The sequence below is a fragment of the Bacteroides reticulotermitis JCM 10512 genome (assembly GCF_000517545.1).
Classification (GTDB): Bacteria; Bacteroidota; Bacteroidia; order Bacteroidales; family Bacteroidaceae; genus Bacteroides; species Bacteroides reticulotermitis.
Map to the genome: position 1 here is coordinate 40,080 of NZ_BAIV01000035.1, position 17,345 is coordinate 57,424.

At 42.6% G+C, this 17,345-nt stretch carries 16 protein-coding genes and 3 pseudogenes; 7 read left to right on the forward strand and 12 right to left on the reverse strand.

The features are described from left to right. Positions 1–30 precede the first annotated feature (30 nt). The 5 genes and pseudogenes from JCM10512_RS22150 to JCM10512_RS18015 all read right to left on the reverse strand — a co-directional run bounded on the left by JCM10512_RS22150 (position 31) and on the right by JCM10512_RS18015 (position 5,752). Positions 31–372, reverse strand: a complete 342-nt coding sequence (locus JCM10512_RS22150) for a DUF8478 family putative metalloprotein (protein ID WP_081741453.1) — start codon at positions 370–372, stop codon at positions 31–33. A gap of 81 nt (positions 373–453) precedes the next feature. Further along, positions 454–2,771: pseudogene (locus JCM10512_RS18000) on the reverse strand (TonB-dependent receptor). 96 nt (positions 2,772–2,867) lie between these two features. Beyond that, positions 2,868–3,194 carry a DUF8478 family putative metalloprotein gene (locus JCM10512_RS22155; protein ID WP_500778531.1) on the reverse strand — a complete coding sequence of 109 codons (327 nt, stop codon included), beginning with the start codon at positions 3,192–3,194 and terminating at the stop codon, positions 2,868–2,870. Positions 3,195–4,018: 824 nt separating this feature from the next. Beyond that, the gene (locus JCM10512_RS18010; RefSeq protein WP_044165098.1) at positions 4,019–4,690 is read right to left on the reverse strand and encodes a bifunctional 4-hydroxy-2-oxoglutarate aldolase/2-dehydro-3-deoxy-phosphogluconate aldolase; all 672 of its coding nucleotides are present in this window, start codon (positions 4,688–4,690) and stop codon (positions 4,019–4,021) included. A 36-nt stretch (positions 4,691–4,726) separates the two neighbouring features. Beyond that, complete coding sequence (locus JCM10512_RS18015) at positions 4,727–5,752, reverse strand: sugar kinase (RefSeq protein ID WP_044165100.1); 1,026 nt, start codon at positions 5,750–5,752, stop codon at positions 4,727–4,729. A gap of 252 nt (positions 5,753–6,004) precedes the next feature. Between JCM10512_RS18015 and JCM10512_RS18020 the strand changes: the two genes are divergently transcribed. Both JCM10512_RS18020 and JCM10512_RS18025 read left to right on the forward strand, forming a co-directional pair. Further along, the gene (locus tag JCM10512_RS18020; protein ID WP_044165119.1) at positions 6,005–7,069 is read left to right on the forward strand and encodes a LacI family DNA-binding transcriptional regulator; all 1,065 of its coding nucleotides are present in this window, start codon (positions 6,005–6,007) and stop codon (positions 7,067–7,069) included. A 23-nt stretch (positions 7,070–7,092) separates the two neighbouring features. Beyond that, positions 7,093–8,583: a UxaA family hydrolase gene (locus tag JCM10512_RS18025; protein WP_044165102.1), complete on the forward strand. Its 1,491-nt coding sequence runs from the start codon at positions 7,093–7,095 to the stop codon at positions 8,581–8,583. A 92-nt stretch (positions 8,584–8,675) separates the two neighbouring features. Here the strand turns inward: JCM10512_RS18025 and JCM10512_RS18030 are convergent. The 4 genes and pseudogenes from JCM10512_RS18030 to JCM10512_RS18045 form a co-directional block, all read right to left on the reverse strand. Next, positions 8,676–10,237: pseudogene (locus JCM10512_RS18030) on the reverse strand (MFS transporter). A gap of 37 nt (positions 10,238–10,274) precedes the next feature. Further along, a complete protein-coding gene (locus JCM10512_RS18035; RefSeq protein ID WP_044165104.1) occupies positions 10,275–11,345 on the reverse strand; it encodes an HlyD family secretion protein in 1,071 nt (356 codons plus the stop codon). A 15-nt stretch (positions 11,346–11,360) separates the two neighbouring features. Beyond that, entirely contained in the window at positions 11,361–12,680 is a 1,320-nt protein-coding gene (locus JCM10512_RS18040; RefSeq protein WP_044165105.1) for a TolC family protein, read from the reverse strand. After that, positions 12,661–13,101: a MarR family winged helix-turn-helix transcriptional regulator gene (locus JCM10512_RS18045; protein WP_044165108.1), complete on the reverse strand. Its 441-nt coding sequence runs from the start codon at positions 13,099–13,101 to the stop codon at positions 12,661–12,663. The genes JCM10512_RS18040 and JCM10512_RS18045 overlap by 20 nt, the downstream gene beginning before the upstream one ends. 244 nt (positions 13,102–13,345) lie before the next feature. On the opposite strand from JCM10512_RS18045, the gene JCM10512_RS25160 reads away from it, so the two are divergent. From JCM10512_RS25160 to creD, 4 genes and pseudogenes are all read left to right on the forward strand, one after another. Beyond that, complete coding sequence (locus JCM10512_RS25160) at positions 13,346–13,477, forward strand: hypothetical protein (protein ID WP_439644386.1); 132 nt, start codon at positions 13,346–13,348, stop codon at positions 13,475–13,477. A 50-nt stretch (positions 13,478–13,527) separates the two neighbouring features. Continuing rightward, a pseudogene (locus JCM10512_RS18050) lies at positions 13,528–13,935 on the forward strand (hypothetical protein); the annotation flags it as partial. Then, complete coding sequence (locus tag JCM10512_RS18055; RefSeq protein ID WP_044165109.1) at positions 13,932–14,228, forward strand: winged helix-turn-helix domain-containing protein; 297 nt, start codon at positions 13,932–13,934, stop codon at positions 14,226–14,228. The pseudogene JCM10512_RS18050 and the gene JCM10512_RS18055, both read left to right, overlap by 4 nt. 23 nt (positions 14,229–14,251) lie before the next feature. Beyond that, positions 14,252–15,604, forward strand: coding sequence for a cell envelope integrity protein CreD (gene creD / locus JCM10512_RS18060; RefSeq protein ID WP_044165111.1), 1,353 nt, complete (start codon positions 14,252–14,254; stop codon positions 15,602–15,604). 95 nt (positions 15,605–15,699) lie between these two features. Here the strand turns inward: creD and JCM10512_RS18065 are convergent, their stop codons facing one another. Next, positions 15,700–16,044, reverse strand: coding sequence for a winged helix-turn-helix transcriptional regulator (locus tag JCM10512_RS18065; protein ID WP_044165112.1), 345 nt, complete (start codon positions 16,042–16,044; stop codon positions 15,700–15,702). A gap of 165 nt (positions 16,045–16,209) precedes the next feature. Between JCM10512_RS18065 and JCM10512_RS18070 the strand changes: the two genes are divergently transcribed. Then, the gene (locus tag JCM10512_RS18070; protein WP_044165114.1) at positions 16,210–16,743 is read left to right on the forward strand and encodes a DJ-1/PfpI family protein; all 534 of its coding nucleotides are present in this window, start codon (positions 16,210–16,212) and stop codon (positions 16,741–16,743) included. 10 nt (positions 16,744–16,753) lie between these two features. Here JCM10512_RS18070 and JCM10512_RS21620 read toward each other — a convergent pair whose 3' ends face one another. Both JCM10512_RS21620 and JCM10512_RS21625 read right to left on the reverse strand, forming a co-directional pair. Next, positions 16,754–17,107, reverse strand: a complete 354-nt coding sequence (locus JCM10512_RS21620; RefSeq protein ID WP_052517286.1) for a hypothetical protein — start codon at positions 17,105–17,107, stop codon at positions 16,754–16,756. Positions 17,108–17,154: 47 nt separating this feature from the next. Continuing rightward, positions 17,155–17,345: clostripain-related cysteine peptidase (locus JCM10512_RS21625; protein WP_244437288.1), on the reverse strand; the 191-nt coding region annotated here is incomplete at its 5' end.

The following is a 17,345-nucleotide window of genomic DNA, read 5'->3' on the forward strand; positions in this document are numbered from 1 at the left end:
AGACAGCATACGGGCTGTTCGGCCTTCGGACTAAACGACAGGAGGTGCTCGAAGAGAAATTATACCCGGACAAGAAACTTTATAGCGTACTTCGCGCGGACGGGTAATGATAATACAGAGAATAGTCAGAACAGCAGCCGTGAATAGAGGAGTTATTCCGCTATCCGTCACCAACACATGATTCAACAAGTGAATCAGTTGGAACTCAACAGTCGTATGAGAGTGTTGGCTACCTTTTTTAAATGGATGCGAATGGACAATTGTAACTCCGTTCACCACATGGGAGTGAGTAAACAAAGTGATTCCTGCCATGTACGATACGAATAGTACAGGCAAGAAACACTTCATTATATTGAGATACAATTGTTTCATTTGTTAGTTATAAACCATATAGCAAAATTGCTTCGGACTCAGAGGGCCCATATGATATAACGACTTTGCGGTCATAAAGGTTTAATAGCTGATCTTTACCCCGGCAAAAAAGCTTCTCGGCAAAGAGGTCCATACATATATCCGGAGTCGCGGTCGGGACCTTTATCGAAGTCATCCTGAAATGCGTTGAAGATGTTTTGTACACCCGCATTCACCTGCAAAGCCACCGATTTGTATAGTTTGAAATCATAAGCCAGCTTCACACCCATATCGAAGAAGTCTTTGGTATCAACCGTAATCGGCTTCTCAATATAATTCGGAACAGCTTCATGCGGCACCAACATGGAACCGGTATAGGTACCGGATAGCGCGATAGACAACGGCTTGATCGGGGTATACGTAGCCGTGAAATAACCGTACGTATTTGGCGTGCGCATCATCTTCTTCACCTTCGGAGCGTCCGGATTCCATTCATGCGCTTCGTCATAATGGCTCTGTTGCAACGTTGCTCCAAGTTGTAGTTGGAATTTATTCAGATAAGCCATCTTTCCTTCCAGCGTCAATCCCATTACACGGGCGCCGGGTGCATTGATACGAGTACGTTTCAAAATACCATCAACTACTTCGCCATCTGTAAGAGAGAACACATCCGATAGTTTCGTATAGAATCCTTCTACCAGGAAGTTAACCTGAAACGCACCAAAACGCTGATATATATCGGCGGAAAGACTCAGGCTCTGTGACTTTTCTTCTTTCAAATCATGTGCCAACTCGATCATCGCCACATTACCACCCACATTTTCGATGTGCAAGTCTTCATCAAAAGCTTGTGGAGCACGGAAGCCGGATGAATAACTCAACCGAAGATTAATGTCTTTCGTTGGATTGTAACGTAGGTTAGCCCGTGGGCTAAAAATGAGATGATCGATCAGGTTGTGCTTATCAAAGCGGCCACCGAGCAGAAATCCCCAATGATCGTTCTTCCATTCATTCTGTAGGAAAGCACTGTAAATGTTCACGTTTTGATTCGTCTCCCGGTTGTAGCCCCACATATTGTCCTTCAATCGGTCTTGATTATACTCGATTCCGACAGTCAGATCGGACGGTAAAAAGATGCATTTGTCGAAGCTATACACATACTGAGATCCTGCCATCCAGTTCAGATCGGTTGTGTTACCATAAGCGTTCGGATCTTGTCCTCCCCCATAATAACTATCCCGATTGATGTGTTGGGCCGATGTAAATACATTAAAGCGATGTTTGGCATCAGGAGAATAATAATCGAACTTTAAGCCTCCACCATTAATAGAGTGTTCGGTCTGTTCGGCTACATTGGCTTCATGAGGCGGACGATTCAACAAGTCGCCTCCCCTACGGAACTCTTCCATATGATGGTACTCAAGAGTAAACTTCGAGTAGGTAGTCGTTTTCAGGTAGGAACGAAAGCCGACTGTTTGTCCGTGTAGCTTGGGCAGTTCCGAGTATCCGTCACCATCATGATCGTAAGCTGCACGGTGCCGATTCTGTCCGAAGATATAGAGTCCGGCACGCTGATCGTCTGTCACCAGAGACGCGTTTAAAGCCGTACTGTTGTCGAAAGCATCTCCGTCGCCTATACCGGTAATGGTATGCGACAACATGCCTGAGTTGCGGATCGGCTCTTTAGTTATAATGTTAATCGTTCCGGCAATGGCAGATGAACCGAACAAAGCGGATCCTCCACCACGCATCACTTCCACACGTTCAATCATACTGGCAGGAATCTGCTCGATTCCATACACACCGGAAAGCGCACTAAAGATCGGACGGGAATCGAGTAGAATCTGGGTATAAGGCCCGTCCAAACCATTGATACGTACTTGTTGGAATCCGCAGTTCTGACAGTTGGACTCTACACGTACACCCGGCTGAAAGCTCAACCCTTGGGCAAGTGTTGTAGAATTGGTATTCTCAAATATCTTCAAGTCTACCACGTTCACAAGTGTAGGAGCCATACGGCGTGTCGTTTCGTTCCGATTGGCGGATACTACTACCCCATCGAGTGATACGGCATCTTCTTCGATTTCAAAATCTTCTTCCAACGTACGCCCTTTTTTCAAAGTAACATTGCGACTTACGGTTTTATATCCCACACAACTGACTACAAGTACAAAGTTTCCTTCGGGTAGATTTTTCAGAAAGTAATGACCTGTAGCATCAGTCACTGTACCGATGGTCGTTCCTTTTAAAGATATAGTTATGTAAGGCAAGTGTTCCTGAGTCTTTTTATCCAAAATATGCCCCATAATGTTAGCGTCCGACTTACGTAACTCCGGCTGTTCAGGAAGAGCTGCTTTTCCTTCCAATGCAGGCAATAATGCACAACACAGAAAGAGAAGCGAAAATATGTATTGTTTCATTTTTCGTTCTTATTCGTTTTCGTAAAATATAGATATGAAAGTCAGATATATCCAGTGCCATCCTAATGAATGATGGCTCATATCTGTGTTCTTGAGTTACAGAAAATGAATAGCCGGAGGAGCCCTTAATCCCACTACTCCATGATAGGGAGCGTGACAACTTAGAGATTGGCAATTATCTAGTAATGTAAATAGTAAGCTAGGAATAAATTGAGCAATAGATAGAGTTGGCGGAAGATCATCAACAGTCAGAATGGAAAGGAAGTGAATCAGTTGCAATTCAACTGTGGAGTGTTGGTGATTTGCCGACTTCTTAAAGGGGTGCGAGTGAACTACCACCACTCCGTTGACCACATGCACGTGACCAAAGAAAGTAATGCTTGCCATATAAGATACAAAAAGTATCGGCAGAAAGTAGCGCATGGATTGCAATAGCAGTCGTTTCACCTCTTCTTTTATTTTTTCAGTCGGCAAAGTTACAAACTATTCTTTTAACAGCCAATCACTATTAATGATGATTTTCATTATTGATAATAGAAATTTGATACCTTATTTCGAGGTTATCATTGGTTTTATCCGCTAAATTCATCAATCGGCTTGACGCCAATACCTAGATATAAGTATTCGCATAAAGTGCATTTCATCTTTTCTAGGTATTGCTTCTCCTTCGGCTGACTCCTATTTTTGCATAGGAAATAAAGTAATATATGACAATGAGTCAGTCGCACAAAATTCAGAAGAAGCCGACACATTACCAAAGAAATATATGTTTGGTAATCGTCGCCATGCTCATCTGCATCCTGATTTTCATTTTCAGTGCTATTCATCACTATCAGGCGATCTCCAATGCGCTTGTTTTTCTTGCCTGACCAACCGCTCTACCCAAGAAGAAGATTATACCTACAACCGCTATCTGCCACTTATTAGCTTCTTCTGTATGCTACTCATCCTATTGCCTTTATACATATTCAACCACCGGCAGAAAAAGAGAGAAACCCGGTCAAAGAACTCCCACTAACAAAAAAGAGTAAAGTAATCACCTCCACAACTTGTTTTTTGTTTAACTTTGTACGCCTTATTATATGGGGGTAACAAAACAAGCCATCAAAATGATTGCTCATTTCAATGGCCTGTCCCCTTTAAAACACCTTTAAACAAAATGAAAAATATGCCTCTGTACTAACAAACTAACTAACCCTTAGAGGCATATTTGAAAGAGGCTGAGAGAATCAGCCTCTTCCTTTTTCTTATTTTTTGCGAGCTTCAACAATATAGCCGAGAGCCTCTTCGCATTTTGCTGTTACATAAGCCCAATCTTCAGCTGCTACCTTATCATTCGGGAACAACTTAGAGCCCATACCTACACAGAATACACCTGCTTTAATCCAAGCGGTTAGGTTTTCTTTGGTAGGTTCTACACCGCCTGTAACCATTAGCTTAGACCATGACATTGGAGCCATTAAGCCTTTCACAAAGTTAGGACCGTATACATCACCCGGGAATACTTTGCAAAGATCGCAACCCACTTCCTGTGCGAAACCAACTTCAGATACAGATCCACAGCCCGGAGTATAAGCTACCAGACGACGGTTACATACCTTAGCAATTTCAGGATTGAACAATGGGCCTACTACGAAACAGGCACCTAACTGCAAGTATAGAGCAGCAGTAGCCGGATCAACAATAGAACCGATACCAATAGCCATTTCAGGACATTCTTTTGCAGCAAACTTTACGATTTCAGCAAATACTTCCTGAGCGAAGTCACCACGGTTCGTGAATTCGAAAGCACGAACTCCACCGTCATAACAAGCTTTTACTACTTTCTTTGCAACTTCTGCATCCTTGTGATAGAAAACAGGAACCATGCCTGTTGAGCCAATCTTATTTAAGACTGCTATTTTATCGAATTTAGCCATTTCTCTTCTATTTAAACGATTGTTTTTAGTATTCTATTAACGTTGTACACGTCCGCTGGCATCTCCTCCGGCAAGTGCTTCTACCTCTTCTATTGAAACAAGGTTAAAGTCACCATTGATTGTATGCTTCAATGCAGAAGCAGCAACAGCAAACTCAAGAGCTTCACCCTGAGTAGCTTTAGTCATCAAGCCGTGGATTACACCACCTGCGAATGAATCACCACCACCTACACGGTCAACAATCGGTTCAACGTCATAACGAGTAGACATATAGAATTCTTTTCCGTCATAAATCATCGCTTTCCAACCGTTGTGGCTAGCAGAGAATGATTCACGAAGTGTAGAGATCACATATTTGAAATTGAATTCTTTCATCATTTGTTGGAAAATGCCTTTATAGCCTTCAGCATCTGTATGACCTGCTTCTACATTCGAATCCGGTTTGAATCCCAGACAAAGTTCAGCATCTTCTTCATTACCGATACATACATCAACATATTCCATCAAAGGCTTCATAATAGATTGTGCCTTTTCCTTTGTCCACAGTTTCTTACGGAAGTTCAAATCCACAGAAACAGTTACACCATTACGCTTTGCAGCTTCACAAGCCAGACGAGTCAATTCAGCAGCTTTATCGGAGATAGCTGGAGTAATACCCGACCAATGGAACCAATCAGCACCTTTCATGATTGCATCAAAATCGAAATCAGCAATATCAGCTTCTGCGATAGAAGAGTTAGCACGGTCATAAACTACCTTGCTAGGACGCATCGAAGCACCGGTTTCCAAAAAATAAATACCTACACGGTCACCACCACGAACAATAAAATCCGTATTCACACCATATTTGCGCAAAGCATTAACGGCTGACTGTCCAATTTCGTGTTTGGGCAATTTAGTTACAAAGTAGGCATCATGTCCATAGTTTGCGCAACTCACTGCTACGTTCGCTTCGCCACCACCATACACAACATCAAAAGAATCAGATTGAACAAAACGGGTATTGCCCGGAGTTGACAATCTCAACATGATTTCACCTAATGTAACGACTTTCTTTCTCATAATTCTATGTTTTAAAAATACAAGTAATTAATATTGTTAACTTTCAATTTATCATTTTACACCTATTTTAGGCATAATGCATTGATTACATGATAGATAATTGATATAAAACACAAATCACATAATCACCGTGTGCGGGCACAAAGATACAATAATTTTCGTAATTACAAAAATTGTTATATATTTGTGTCGAAAAAAATAAGTTTATCATTGTGTTCGAGCACAAAACGGTATATAAACGAAGGTAGTGATATGAATAAGTTGCCTGAACGAATCAGAATTAAAGATATTGCCCGACTGGCAAACGTCTCAGTCGGCACAGTAGACCGTGTAATACATGGGCGAAGCGGTGTGTCGGAAGTGAGTAAAAAACGAGTGGAAGAGATACTCAAACAGTTAGACTATCAGCCTAACATGTATGCCAGTGCGCTTGCTTCCAACAAGAAGTACCTATTTGGGTGCTTATTGCCCCGACATCTGGCCGGTGAATATTGGACTGCCGTAGAAGAAGGTATCAATGAAGCCGTAGAGACTTACTCGGACTTCAACACATCAGTCAAAATCTGCTATTACGACCCGTATGACTACCGTTCGTTCGCTGCTTCCAGCGAAGAGATCTTAGCCCAAGAACCGGACGGGATTATGATGGCTCCTACTGCACCTCAATATACTCGGAATTTTATAGGCAGACTCAATGAGCAGCATATACCTTATATATATATAGACTCCAACATCAAAGATACGGCTGCTTTAGCCTACTACGGTCAGAACTCTCGCCAAAGCGGATACTTTGCCGCCCGGATGTTGATGCTGCTAGCCAGAGACGAGAAAGAAATCGTGATATTCAGAAAGATACACGAAGGTATTGTCGGCTCGAACCAGCAAGAGAACAGAGAAATCGGATTTAGACAGTACATGAAAGAGTATCATCCGTCATGTAATATATTGGAACTCGATTTGCGCGCCGAAAGCAATGATGGGGACAATCAAATGTTGGACGATTTTTTCCGTGCTCACCCTACGGTTAACAACGGAATTACATTTAACTCCAAGGCATTTATTATCGGTGAGTATTTACGGAATCGCAAGCGAACGGAATTTAAGCTGATCGGCTACGATTTACTAGAACGGAATGTGACCTGCCTAAAGGAAGGAAGTGTTTCTTTTCTGATTGCTCAACAACCCGAATTACAAGGTTTCAACGGCATTAAATCACTGTGCGACCATCTCATTTTCAAGAAAGAGGTTACCAGTATTAATTATATGCCTATTGACTTACTAACTGCTGAAACAATTGATTATTATCATAGCAAGTAATAAATTAACTACAAACAAGTTATATGGAAACAAAGTATTTAAAAATCAATCCTGCCGACAACGTAGCCGTTGCCATTGTTAACCTCCCGGCAGGAGAGCATCTATCCATAGATGGTATTGAGATTACATTAAACGAAGATATTCCAGCCGGTCATAAATTTGCTCTTAAAGATTTTGCCGAAGGTGAAAACGTTATCAAATACGGTTACCCCATCGGTCATGCTTTGAAAAGCAAAAAGCAAGGCGAATGGATGAATGAGTCGAATATAAAGACAAACCTTGCGGGACTACTGGATTATACATACAATCCGGTAAAAGTTTCGTTGGATATCCCTCACCAAGACCTAACATTCAAAGGCTATCGCCGCAAGAATGGTGCCGTAGGAGTTAGAAATGAAATCTGGATCATCCCGACTGTAGGCTGTGTGAATGGAATTATTAACCAACTTGCCGAAGGCTTACGCCGTGAAACCGAAGGTAAGAACGTAGACGCGATTGTAGCTTATCCACACAACTACGGTTGCTCACAATTGGGAGATGACCATGAGAATACGAAAAAGATTCTCCGCGATATGGTTCTTCACCCGAATGCCGGCGCTGTATTGGTAGTCGGTCTGGGTTGCGAAAACAACCAACCGGATGTGTTCCGCGAATTCTTGGGTGACTACGATAAGGATCGTGTAAAATTCATGGTAACACAAAAAGTGGGCGATGAATATGAAGAAGGCATGGAACTTCTCCGCGAATTGTACGACAAAGTGAAAACCGACGAACGTACGGATGTACCTTTGGCCGAACTACGTGTAGGATTGAAGTGTGGTGGTTCCGACGGTTTCTCGGGTATTACCGCTAACCCTCTGTTGGGTATGTTCTCCGACTTCCTGATTGCTCAGGGAGGTACAAGTGTACTGACCGAAGTTCCTGAAATGTTTGGTGCAGAGACGATTCTAATGAACCGTTGTTTGGATAAGGGCCTGTTCGATCAAACAGTACACCTGATCAATGACTTTAAAGAATACTTCCTATCGCATAATGAGCCCGTTGGTGAAAACCCATCTCCGGGAAACAAAGCAGGTGGAATCTCTACACTGGAAGAGAAAGCATTGGGATGTACACAAAAATGTGGTAAAAGCTATGTAGCAGGCGTTATGCCTTACGGCGAACGTTTGGAAACAAAAGGTTTAAACCTGCTATCCGCACCGGGAAATGACTTGGTTGCCTCGACTGCATTGGCTGCCTGCGGCTGTCACATGGTATTGTTTACTACCGGACGTGGTACTCCTTTCGGCACATTTGTACCGACTATGAAGATTTCAACCAATTCCACCTTGGCAAAGAACAAACCGGGATGGATTGATTTCAACGCCGGAGTGATCGTAGAAAACGAAACGATGGAGAAAACTTGCGAACACTTCATTGACTACATCATCAAAGTGGCCAGTGGTGAGTTTGTGAATAATGAAAAGAAAGGATATCGTGAAATAGCCATCTTCAAAACAGGGGTTACTTTATAAATTCCATTCGATTAATATAAAACAGAGCCGGAACGATTTCTTATAATTGCTCCGGCTCTTCTTGTTTACACAGGTCGATAATGGAAAGGATTTTAAACCATATCGTCGCCTGTCTTAGCAAAGGTAACGCGGATTGTTTTATGAAACGGGATAAAACGTGAGACAACAGCTATAACAATCGAGATGACTAGCAAATAGCCAAAAATCTCTTTCAGTGCAAGCAGTAAGCTTTGCTGTTGCAAGGTAGCATAGAGCGTATTTGTTGCCAACTGTGCAGCCTCATCACTACCCTTTCCTCCCGTAAGAGCCGTCTGCAAAGCCTGATGATAACGGGATGCCGCCAACGGATCTACTGCAGTCACAGACTCCGACAAGGAATACATATACTTTTGTTGCAACCGATACAGCGTATTGCTATAAAAAGAAGTAGCCATAATAGGCGAAAGTACCGATCGAAAGATTATCAGAAAGAAAGCATTCGACAATAGGAACTTCGGATTCAAGTCTTCCACAGCGAACAAAGCAAAGGCAATGATAAGGGTCAGCATCCCTAATCCACGGAAAAAGATAGGCAGATATAACATCTCGTATGTACTATCCGGCGAAATACCCAAATAAAGAATGCCGAAGAATATCACAAAACATCCCATCCCACCGGCAATCAGGAAACGGAAGCGCCAGCGCTGCCAGCGAAACCACCAGAAACAGATGACAGCTCCCAGTATATACCAGGCAATAAATAGATATACAGGGAATATGTATGCGTATTATCAACTTTCAGAATCACGCTCAGGTAGTTAGTCAGCAAGGTGGTCGAACTACTAAAGAACATGATGAGCATCATATAGAAATAGCCGATAATCGCCTTGGGTTGATACAGAGGAGCCAAGTTGACATAGGGAGTATCCGAATGATATTGAATCCAAATAAATAGAGCAATCAATGCAGGGGCTATCACAATATAGACACAGATCTTAGTAGAAGCCATCCAATCGAGCATCTTACCATAATTGATGACGTACATCAACATCAGTAATCCCGTTGATATAACCAGCATTTCGCGAATATGCAGATCGGCCAAAGGTATGGTTCGCGTAGGGCGATTGTGTCGGAAACAAATAATCACAAACACAATGGAAACCAGGATCAGAAGCATCATGAAGTAATACATGTACTTCCAATTGTAGTGGTATGCTAACTGAGCGGTAATCAACATAGAAGCTTGTCCGCCACCATAGACCAACGGATAGAAATAGGAATAAAATTCGCTTCGGACGTTTTGTGGACTAAAGATCTTTTGCGCATACCGAATAAACCACAGCATGAGAAAACCTTTCAAGAATCCGATAACAAAACTACAGATAATCAAGATATCAACGTTTTGCGTACGCGCACAAATCCAACTCAGGAAAAACTGCAAGACCAAATCGATCAACAGCAGATGTTTGACAGAGAAAGCGGCCAATACTTTAGGGATAATGGGATAAGCGATAGCCATACCCGCCGAAGCCGCATAATAGCCCATCGTAATATCCTCGGAATTCGTACCCAAGGTATTCGAGACTTCGAGCATACTACCGGTATACGAACCGTTCAACATAATCACGGGAAGAATAACCATGAAGATGCAAAGTATGCCAAGCCAGTCGGGCACCCATTGTCGTACGGGAGCTCCAGTCTTTTCAGGATACTCATCGACGCAAAGCCTCCGTTTCGACCATCATTCCAGCTCGTAATTGAGCCATTTCATCCGGACTTACATCATTCAAGTCTATTCGCACAGGAATGCGCTGCTGTACTTTCACAAAGTTTCCGGCAGAGTTATCAGTAGGAACGAGAGAATATTTAGATCCGGTAGCTCCGGATATCGCAGTGACCGCACCATAAAAGAGCTTTCCCGGCATAGCGTCTATTTTAACACGTACCTGCTGCCCGATATAGATGTTGGTAATCTGTGTTTCTTTATAGTTGGCCGTAATCCACTTATCATCGCTACGTACCAAGAAAGAGATAGTTTGTCCCGTTTGTACATATTGCCCCGGTTCAATAGTTCGCCTCCCCATGATTCCGTCATAAGGAGCTGTTAGAACCGTGTAGGATAAATTCAGCTCTGCCAAATCCAAATCGGCTTCTTTGCGCAGAATCGCTGCCTCCGCTCCCGTTGTTTTCTTAGTAGTCTCCGAATATTGTGATAAGGCCGCCTGTTTCTGGGCAAGCAATGCCTGATAACGTGCCTTCGCACCCTCATAAGCCGCCTTTGCCTGCTCATATTGTTGCTCTGGAACCGATTCTTCTTTCAACAAACGTTCAAATCGATGAAAATCCTGCTCCAATTGCCACAGCCGGGCTTTCGATTCGGCTATATTGGCTTCCTGCACGGTAACATTTGTTTGTGAGGTCGAAATACCGGAATGAAGAACTTCCCGCGAACCATGCGCGTCCAATAAGGAAGCTTCCGCCTCTTTCACTTTAATTTGATACTCCCGATTGTCAAGTACCAGCAAGGTATCTCCCTGATGTACATATTGATGTTCCCGAAAACGTATCTCCTTTATATAACCCGAAGCCCGAATATTCAGTGGAGCAACGTATTGATCCACAAAAGCATCATTTGTTATTTCATAATTAATATGTCGCCAGAAATAGGCGGCAGTCCACCAAAGCCCCGAACAAGCCAAAGAAATACATACCACATTCAGAATTATATTGCGAATTCTTCTCTTTTTCAGCTTTTGATGTCTTTTCTTCAATGCATTTGCCATATCAGTTCAATCTAATTAAAGGTATCCACAAACCTTCTGAAGTTGATAATAAGTATAAATCACACGAGTACGGGCAGTGACCAACTGCAATTCCGCATTCAAACGAACAGAGTTCGCATCGAGTAAATCGGTCAGTATGGCTAATTGATTCAGATAGCGATTCTGCATAATGCGATAATTCTCTTGCGCCTGCCTTATGGATAATTTAAGTGCTTCGACTCGTTGCAAAGCCTCTTTGTGACGCAAGAAAGCAGTGCGTACTTCTACGCGTAGCCTTTGCATTTTCTGCTCTTCTTCATTCGTACGCAATGATTTCGTGAGCCGGTTCTCTTTTACCTTATGATTATTCTTATATAACGAAGATAGAGAATACGCAACCGAAATTCCTACATTCCAATTATTATTGTACATATCGGCCAACGTACGAGAAACCGGACGAGCCAATGCATTCGAAGCATAGAGAGACACACTGGGAAGCGAAGCAGCTCGAGCCAACCGGATTTCATTTTGCGCCAGTTCGGTCATCGCCCGTCCCAACTTCATTTCCGGATCATTTGTATAAGCCTGAGTGATATAATCATCATAGGATTGTAGCGCAACAACTGGGTAGAGCATAGATGTATCGGGTTTCAGTATCAAATCCTCTTCTTGCCCCATCAGGATGTTTAACTGTTGCGACACAAGCGCAATACTATTTTCTGTTTCTTGCAGAGACAAACGGTCATTGGTCAGTTGCATTTCACTCCTTAACACATCATTATTCGTAATCAACCCTTCCCGCTTCAAGCGTCGGATATCACGCAAGCGCAATTCCGACTCTTCGATGTTTCGCACCAACACTTCACGTTGTTTATAAAGAGTGAACAGATCCATATACTGACTCAACAAAGCTAGTTTTATTTCCGCCCGATCAGTCAATGTTTGCAGAGCGGCGAGTTGCTTCTCCATATCTGCTTTATGTACCGTATTCCGTATTTTTCCTCCCTGATAGATCGGCTGTACCAAATCAACCGCATAGTTCTGCGACCAATCGGGCGCTTCGGGATAAGCCGGATCGGTGATTCCGCGCTTCCAAACAATTGGCTGTCCAAGTACTCCTCCTTTCAAACCAAGCTGTATGTCGGGTAGTCGTGCCGCTTTGGCGGTTTGCAAACGTTCCTTAGCCATCGACTCTTTCAGATCATCAGCCTGAAGTCGCAAGCTATGCTGAACTCCCCGATCGAAAAGTCGATCGACGGTAAGCAACAATGAATCTGTTTGAGCGGCAACCGGTTGGTATGCCAAGATGAGACCCAAGAGGCATCTCCGATAACCTTTATAAATCTTCAAGGACATCATGCACTTCTTTTAGCTCCGCCAGCATTTTCTCAACACGTACCGTACCAATAGCATGTTCAGCGCTTACATAAACCTGATCCAACACCGGACGAATCTGTTCGCGCAGCTCTTCTCCCTCCGGAGTTAGAAATACCAGCTTATTACGGCGATCGGTCGGATCTTCTTTGCGGAAAACATACCCTTTTTTTTCGAGGTTGTTCATCAAGTTAGTCAAACACGCTTTATCTTTTGCCGTGCGTTCGGCCAATACTTGCTGACTGATACCTTGCTCATGCCACAAGCTACTCAATACTTGAAGCATCTCAAATGTAATACCGGCATTATTCTTTTTCAACGTGCATTGCATGGAACGGCGGAAAGCCATGCGGGTTCGAAAAATCTGCAACATAAGTTCTCTAAACTCTGCTCCTTCTCTCATAAAACATCTTTTTACCTTTCAGGCTGCAAAAGTAGTCATTCCTGAAGAATTAGTCAAACATTTGACTAATTTCATTTCTCTTTTTATTTGCTACATACCAATAGTTAATCTTCTTGCCAAGAAAGATTATGCAGATAAAACACTCATACTGAATTAATTTAAGCATCACTCATGCAAATAATCAATCAAACAATTGGTCTTCTCAAATCTTTTATATTACTTTGCAGTACAAAGTACTTTTAATATGGATAAAGATAAAGCATTAGCATCGGTAAACGAGATCAAAGAATTAATGGAAAAGTCTTCCAAGTTCGTTTCTTTTAGTGGCTTAGCAGCAATAATGGCGGGAATCTACTCTTTGGCAGCTCCTTTATAGTCGCCAAAGTATTATCGCCAGGGCTGACCCTGCAAGAAATAACAGTCACTGCACTGGTCGTATTAGGCGCTTCAATCGTCACCGCCTTTGTGTTATCATACTACAAAGCGAAGAAGATTGAGCAAAAGTTCTTCAGTAAACTTACCTATCGTACTTTATGGTCTTTCGCTCTCCCTCTATTAGTCGGAGGTTTGCTTTGCCTTTCCCTCATACTGCATAAAAGCTACGGACTAACCTCATCCATTATGCTATTGTTTTATGGATTGTCATTGGTTAACACCTCTAAATATACATATTCTAATTTTGCCTGGCTAGGCTATGGATTCTTACTCATAGGTATTGTCGACTGTTTCTTTATCGGTCACGGACTCTTATTCTGGACGATCGGCTTTGGCGGCCTCCACCTACTATATGGTATTTGGTTCTATGTACACTACGAGAGAAAAAGCAACCGATGATAGAAGCATTCCAACATATCAATAAGGCATTCGAGAGCAAAGTTCGGCTAGGTATCATGGCGGTTCTGATGGTTAATGAAGAATTGGATTTCAACGCTTTGAAAGAACTGCTTTCATTAACCGACGGAAATCTGGCTAGCCATACCCGTGCGCTAGAAGAATTGAGCTATATCACTTGCAATAAAAGCTTCATCGGTCGAAAACCCCGGACCACATTCCAAGCGACTAAAGAGGGACGAAAAGCCTTTCAAGCCCATATCGAAGCACTAGAGAAGTTCTTAAAATCAAACTAACAACTTACTTAAATAACTATTTTATGGAGAATTTAAACAAAGAAACGAATGAAGGTGAAAAACAACTTCCCGGATGTCTCACCCGTTTTTCTAAAACAATCAAAGTAGTAGTCATAGCAGCATTAGTTCTTCTGCTGATGATACCGATGTTTATGATTCAGGATTTGATCCGCGAACGAAAGTCGACACAAGAAACAGCCATCATGGAAGTAAGCGAAAAGTGGAGTCTGGCGCAAACAATCAGCGGACCTTACCTGAGTTTACAATATCCGGATGTAGTAGAAGGTATTGAAAAGCAAAAAATAAGCATCGAAAACTTGCTTTTATTCCCGGATGACTTACAGATTACCGGAAACCTGACTACGCAAATACTACAAAGAAGCTCCTACGAAGTCAATGTATATCAGTCGGAGCTAACGCTGAAAGGCTCATTCAGTGCGGAAGAGTTGATCAAAAACCGAATAGACATGAGCCAATTGGAGCTGAGTAAAGCCGCCATTTGCTTAAACCTGACTGATATGAGAGGAATAAGCGAACAGATGCATATTACTTTAGGCGATTCGACCTATGTCTTTGAACCGGGTATGGATAATCGAGGTATCAGCAATACGGGCGTACATGCCATTGCCGACTTATCCGCACTGAAAACAAACCAAAAACTTCCCTATGAGATAAAAATCAAACTGAAAGGGTCGCAATCCATCCACTTCATCCCGCTGGGTAGAACAACCCGGGTTAATCTGCAAGCGAATTGGAATACCCCCAGCTTTACAGGCAACTACTTGCCGGCCCAACGAGATGTAACTGAAAAGGACTTCTCCGCCGAATGGCAAGTGTTGAACCTAAACCGTAATTACTCACAGGTGATGAATAAGTACACCCAAGCCAACATTAGAGATATTGAGAATTCTAGTTTCGGCGTTAATTTAAAGATACCGGTCGAACAGTATCAACAGTCTACACGTACGGCCAAGTATGCAATCCTCATCATACTGTTGACCTTCACCGTTACTTTCTTCTGCGAAATTGTGAATAAAACACAGATTCACGCTTTTCAGTATTTACTGGTGGGATTGGCACTTTGCTTATTCTACAGCCTACTCCTCTCCTTCTCTGAGCACATCGGCTTCAATCCGGCTTATCTATTATCAGCTGCATTGACCGTGCTACTGATTGGAGGATATATGTTGGGTATTATTCGAAAAAAGAAACCGGCGCTTATACTTAGCGGATTGTTGAGTACGCTATATGCCTACATATTCATCCTCATACAGTTGGAGACTTATGCGCTCCTAGCAGGTAGTTTGGGATTATTCGCTATTCTGGCTCTCGTTATGTACTACTCTAAGCAAATAGATTGGTCGAACGACAGATAATCACACGCACTGTCCACTCAGTCATTTTTCTCTTTGGCTAATGCAAGCACATCAAATGATTGAGCGGACAGTGAGTTGTCTGTTTATCGAAAGAGTTAAGCGTTCCGATGATCGATAATCTGAACCATATTTTTCAGTGCCCAATCGACCAAGCCTTGTATATGAGGTATTAAACTAAGGCCTGTATCAGTAAGGCAATATTCCACACGCGGGGGAACTTCGGCATAGACTTTCCGCTCTACCAAACCATCTGCTTCGAGCGTGCGCAATGTTACAGTGAGCATACGCTGAGATATATCTTCGATAGCTCGATGGATATCACTGAAACGCATGGTACCGTTCGTATGCAAAGTTACCAAAACCAGCATTGACCATTTATCGCCTAAACGGCTCAATACATCTCTTATGGGACAATTTCCTGTCGGATGGAAGTTTATCATTCTTTAACCTTTTGTAGTTAGCTGACTTACAGCAATCGTTACCTTTGCGTAAGTCTCTTATTATGAAGTTCGTTCTTGTTTCTTTCAGGTAAGAAAGATACATTTGCCGCACAAAAGTAATAAACTTACTATAAATAACTATTGTCTCACTTAATAATTTAAATTATGACAAAAAGAGTTGCTGTTTTAGCAGTCGATCCGGTTAATGGTTTCGGATTATTCCAGTATTTAGAGGCCTTTTTCGAGAATGGTATTTCATATAAAGTATTTGCAGTGGCCGATCAAAAAGAGATTCGGACCAACTCCGGCATCAGCCTGTCTGCCGACGACGTAATAGCCAATCTGAAAGGACATGAAGATGAATACGATGCACTCGTATTTGCCTGCGGAGATGCCATTCCAGTATTTCGCGATAACGCCGACAAAGCCTACAATGTAAACCTGCTTGAAGTGATCAAGACGTTCGGAGAAAGAGGCAAGTTAATGATCGGACATTGCGCAGGCGCCATGATGTTCGACCTGACCGGCATCACTCAGGGCAAGAAAGTAGCTGTACATCCACTAGGCAAAGCAGCTATCCGCAATGGGATTGCCACTGATAATAAGTCGGAAGTAGACGGTAATTTCTTCACCGCACAAGAAGAAAACACCATCTGGACCATGATGCCACAGCTTCTTCAAGCATTGAAGAGCGACTAAGAACGGCTATCTAGTAAGCATCCGGAACAAAATCCGCATTCCAACTCAATTCAGCATATGCATCATTCAGGATAGGGTATCTATCTTGAATGATGTATGTTGTCAATCCGGAGTGCTCGCGAATGGGAAAGCCGCCATAATCATTCATAAATGCAGGCGTTGCAGCTTTCCAAATAACACAGTCGCTTAGCAAACGAGTCAACTCATCTTTTTCATCCGATGTATTCAACAAGGAACTGTAGTAATGTCCGAAATCGAAAAACAAGTGAGAGAAGCTGGAACGACCGAATCTTTGGTAAGTATCGAGTTCATTTGCCAATGAATAGTCGCAATGGCCATGCACATAGGTAGCCAATGGAGCCACCGCGGATGTTTTTATCAAGCTGAATGTGCCCGAACATTCATACCCCGTTAGGTTATTAATATGATTGAAAACAGTTTTCCCGAATCCGGCAGATTGGCTGTCGGCTCGAAAAGATAGTGCAACGACTTTTCGTAGATCTCAGTAAATCCCGGCGAAACAATTTCCGCCGAAGAAGCCAAAATATACTCAGTCTTATCTTTCAATTCATAAGCGACCTCGATTCCTGCCATCAGGCAAG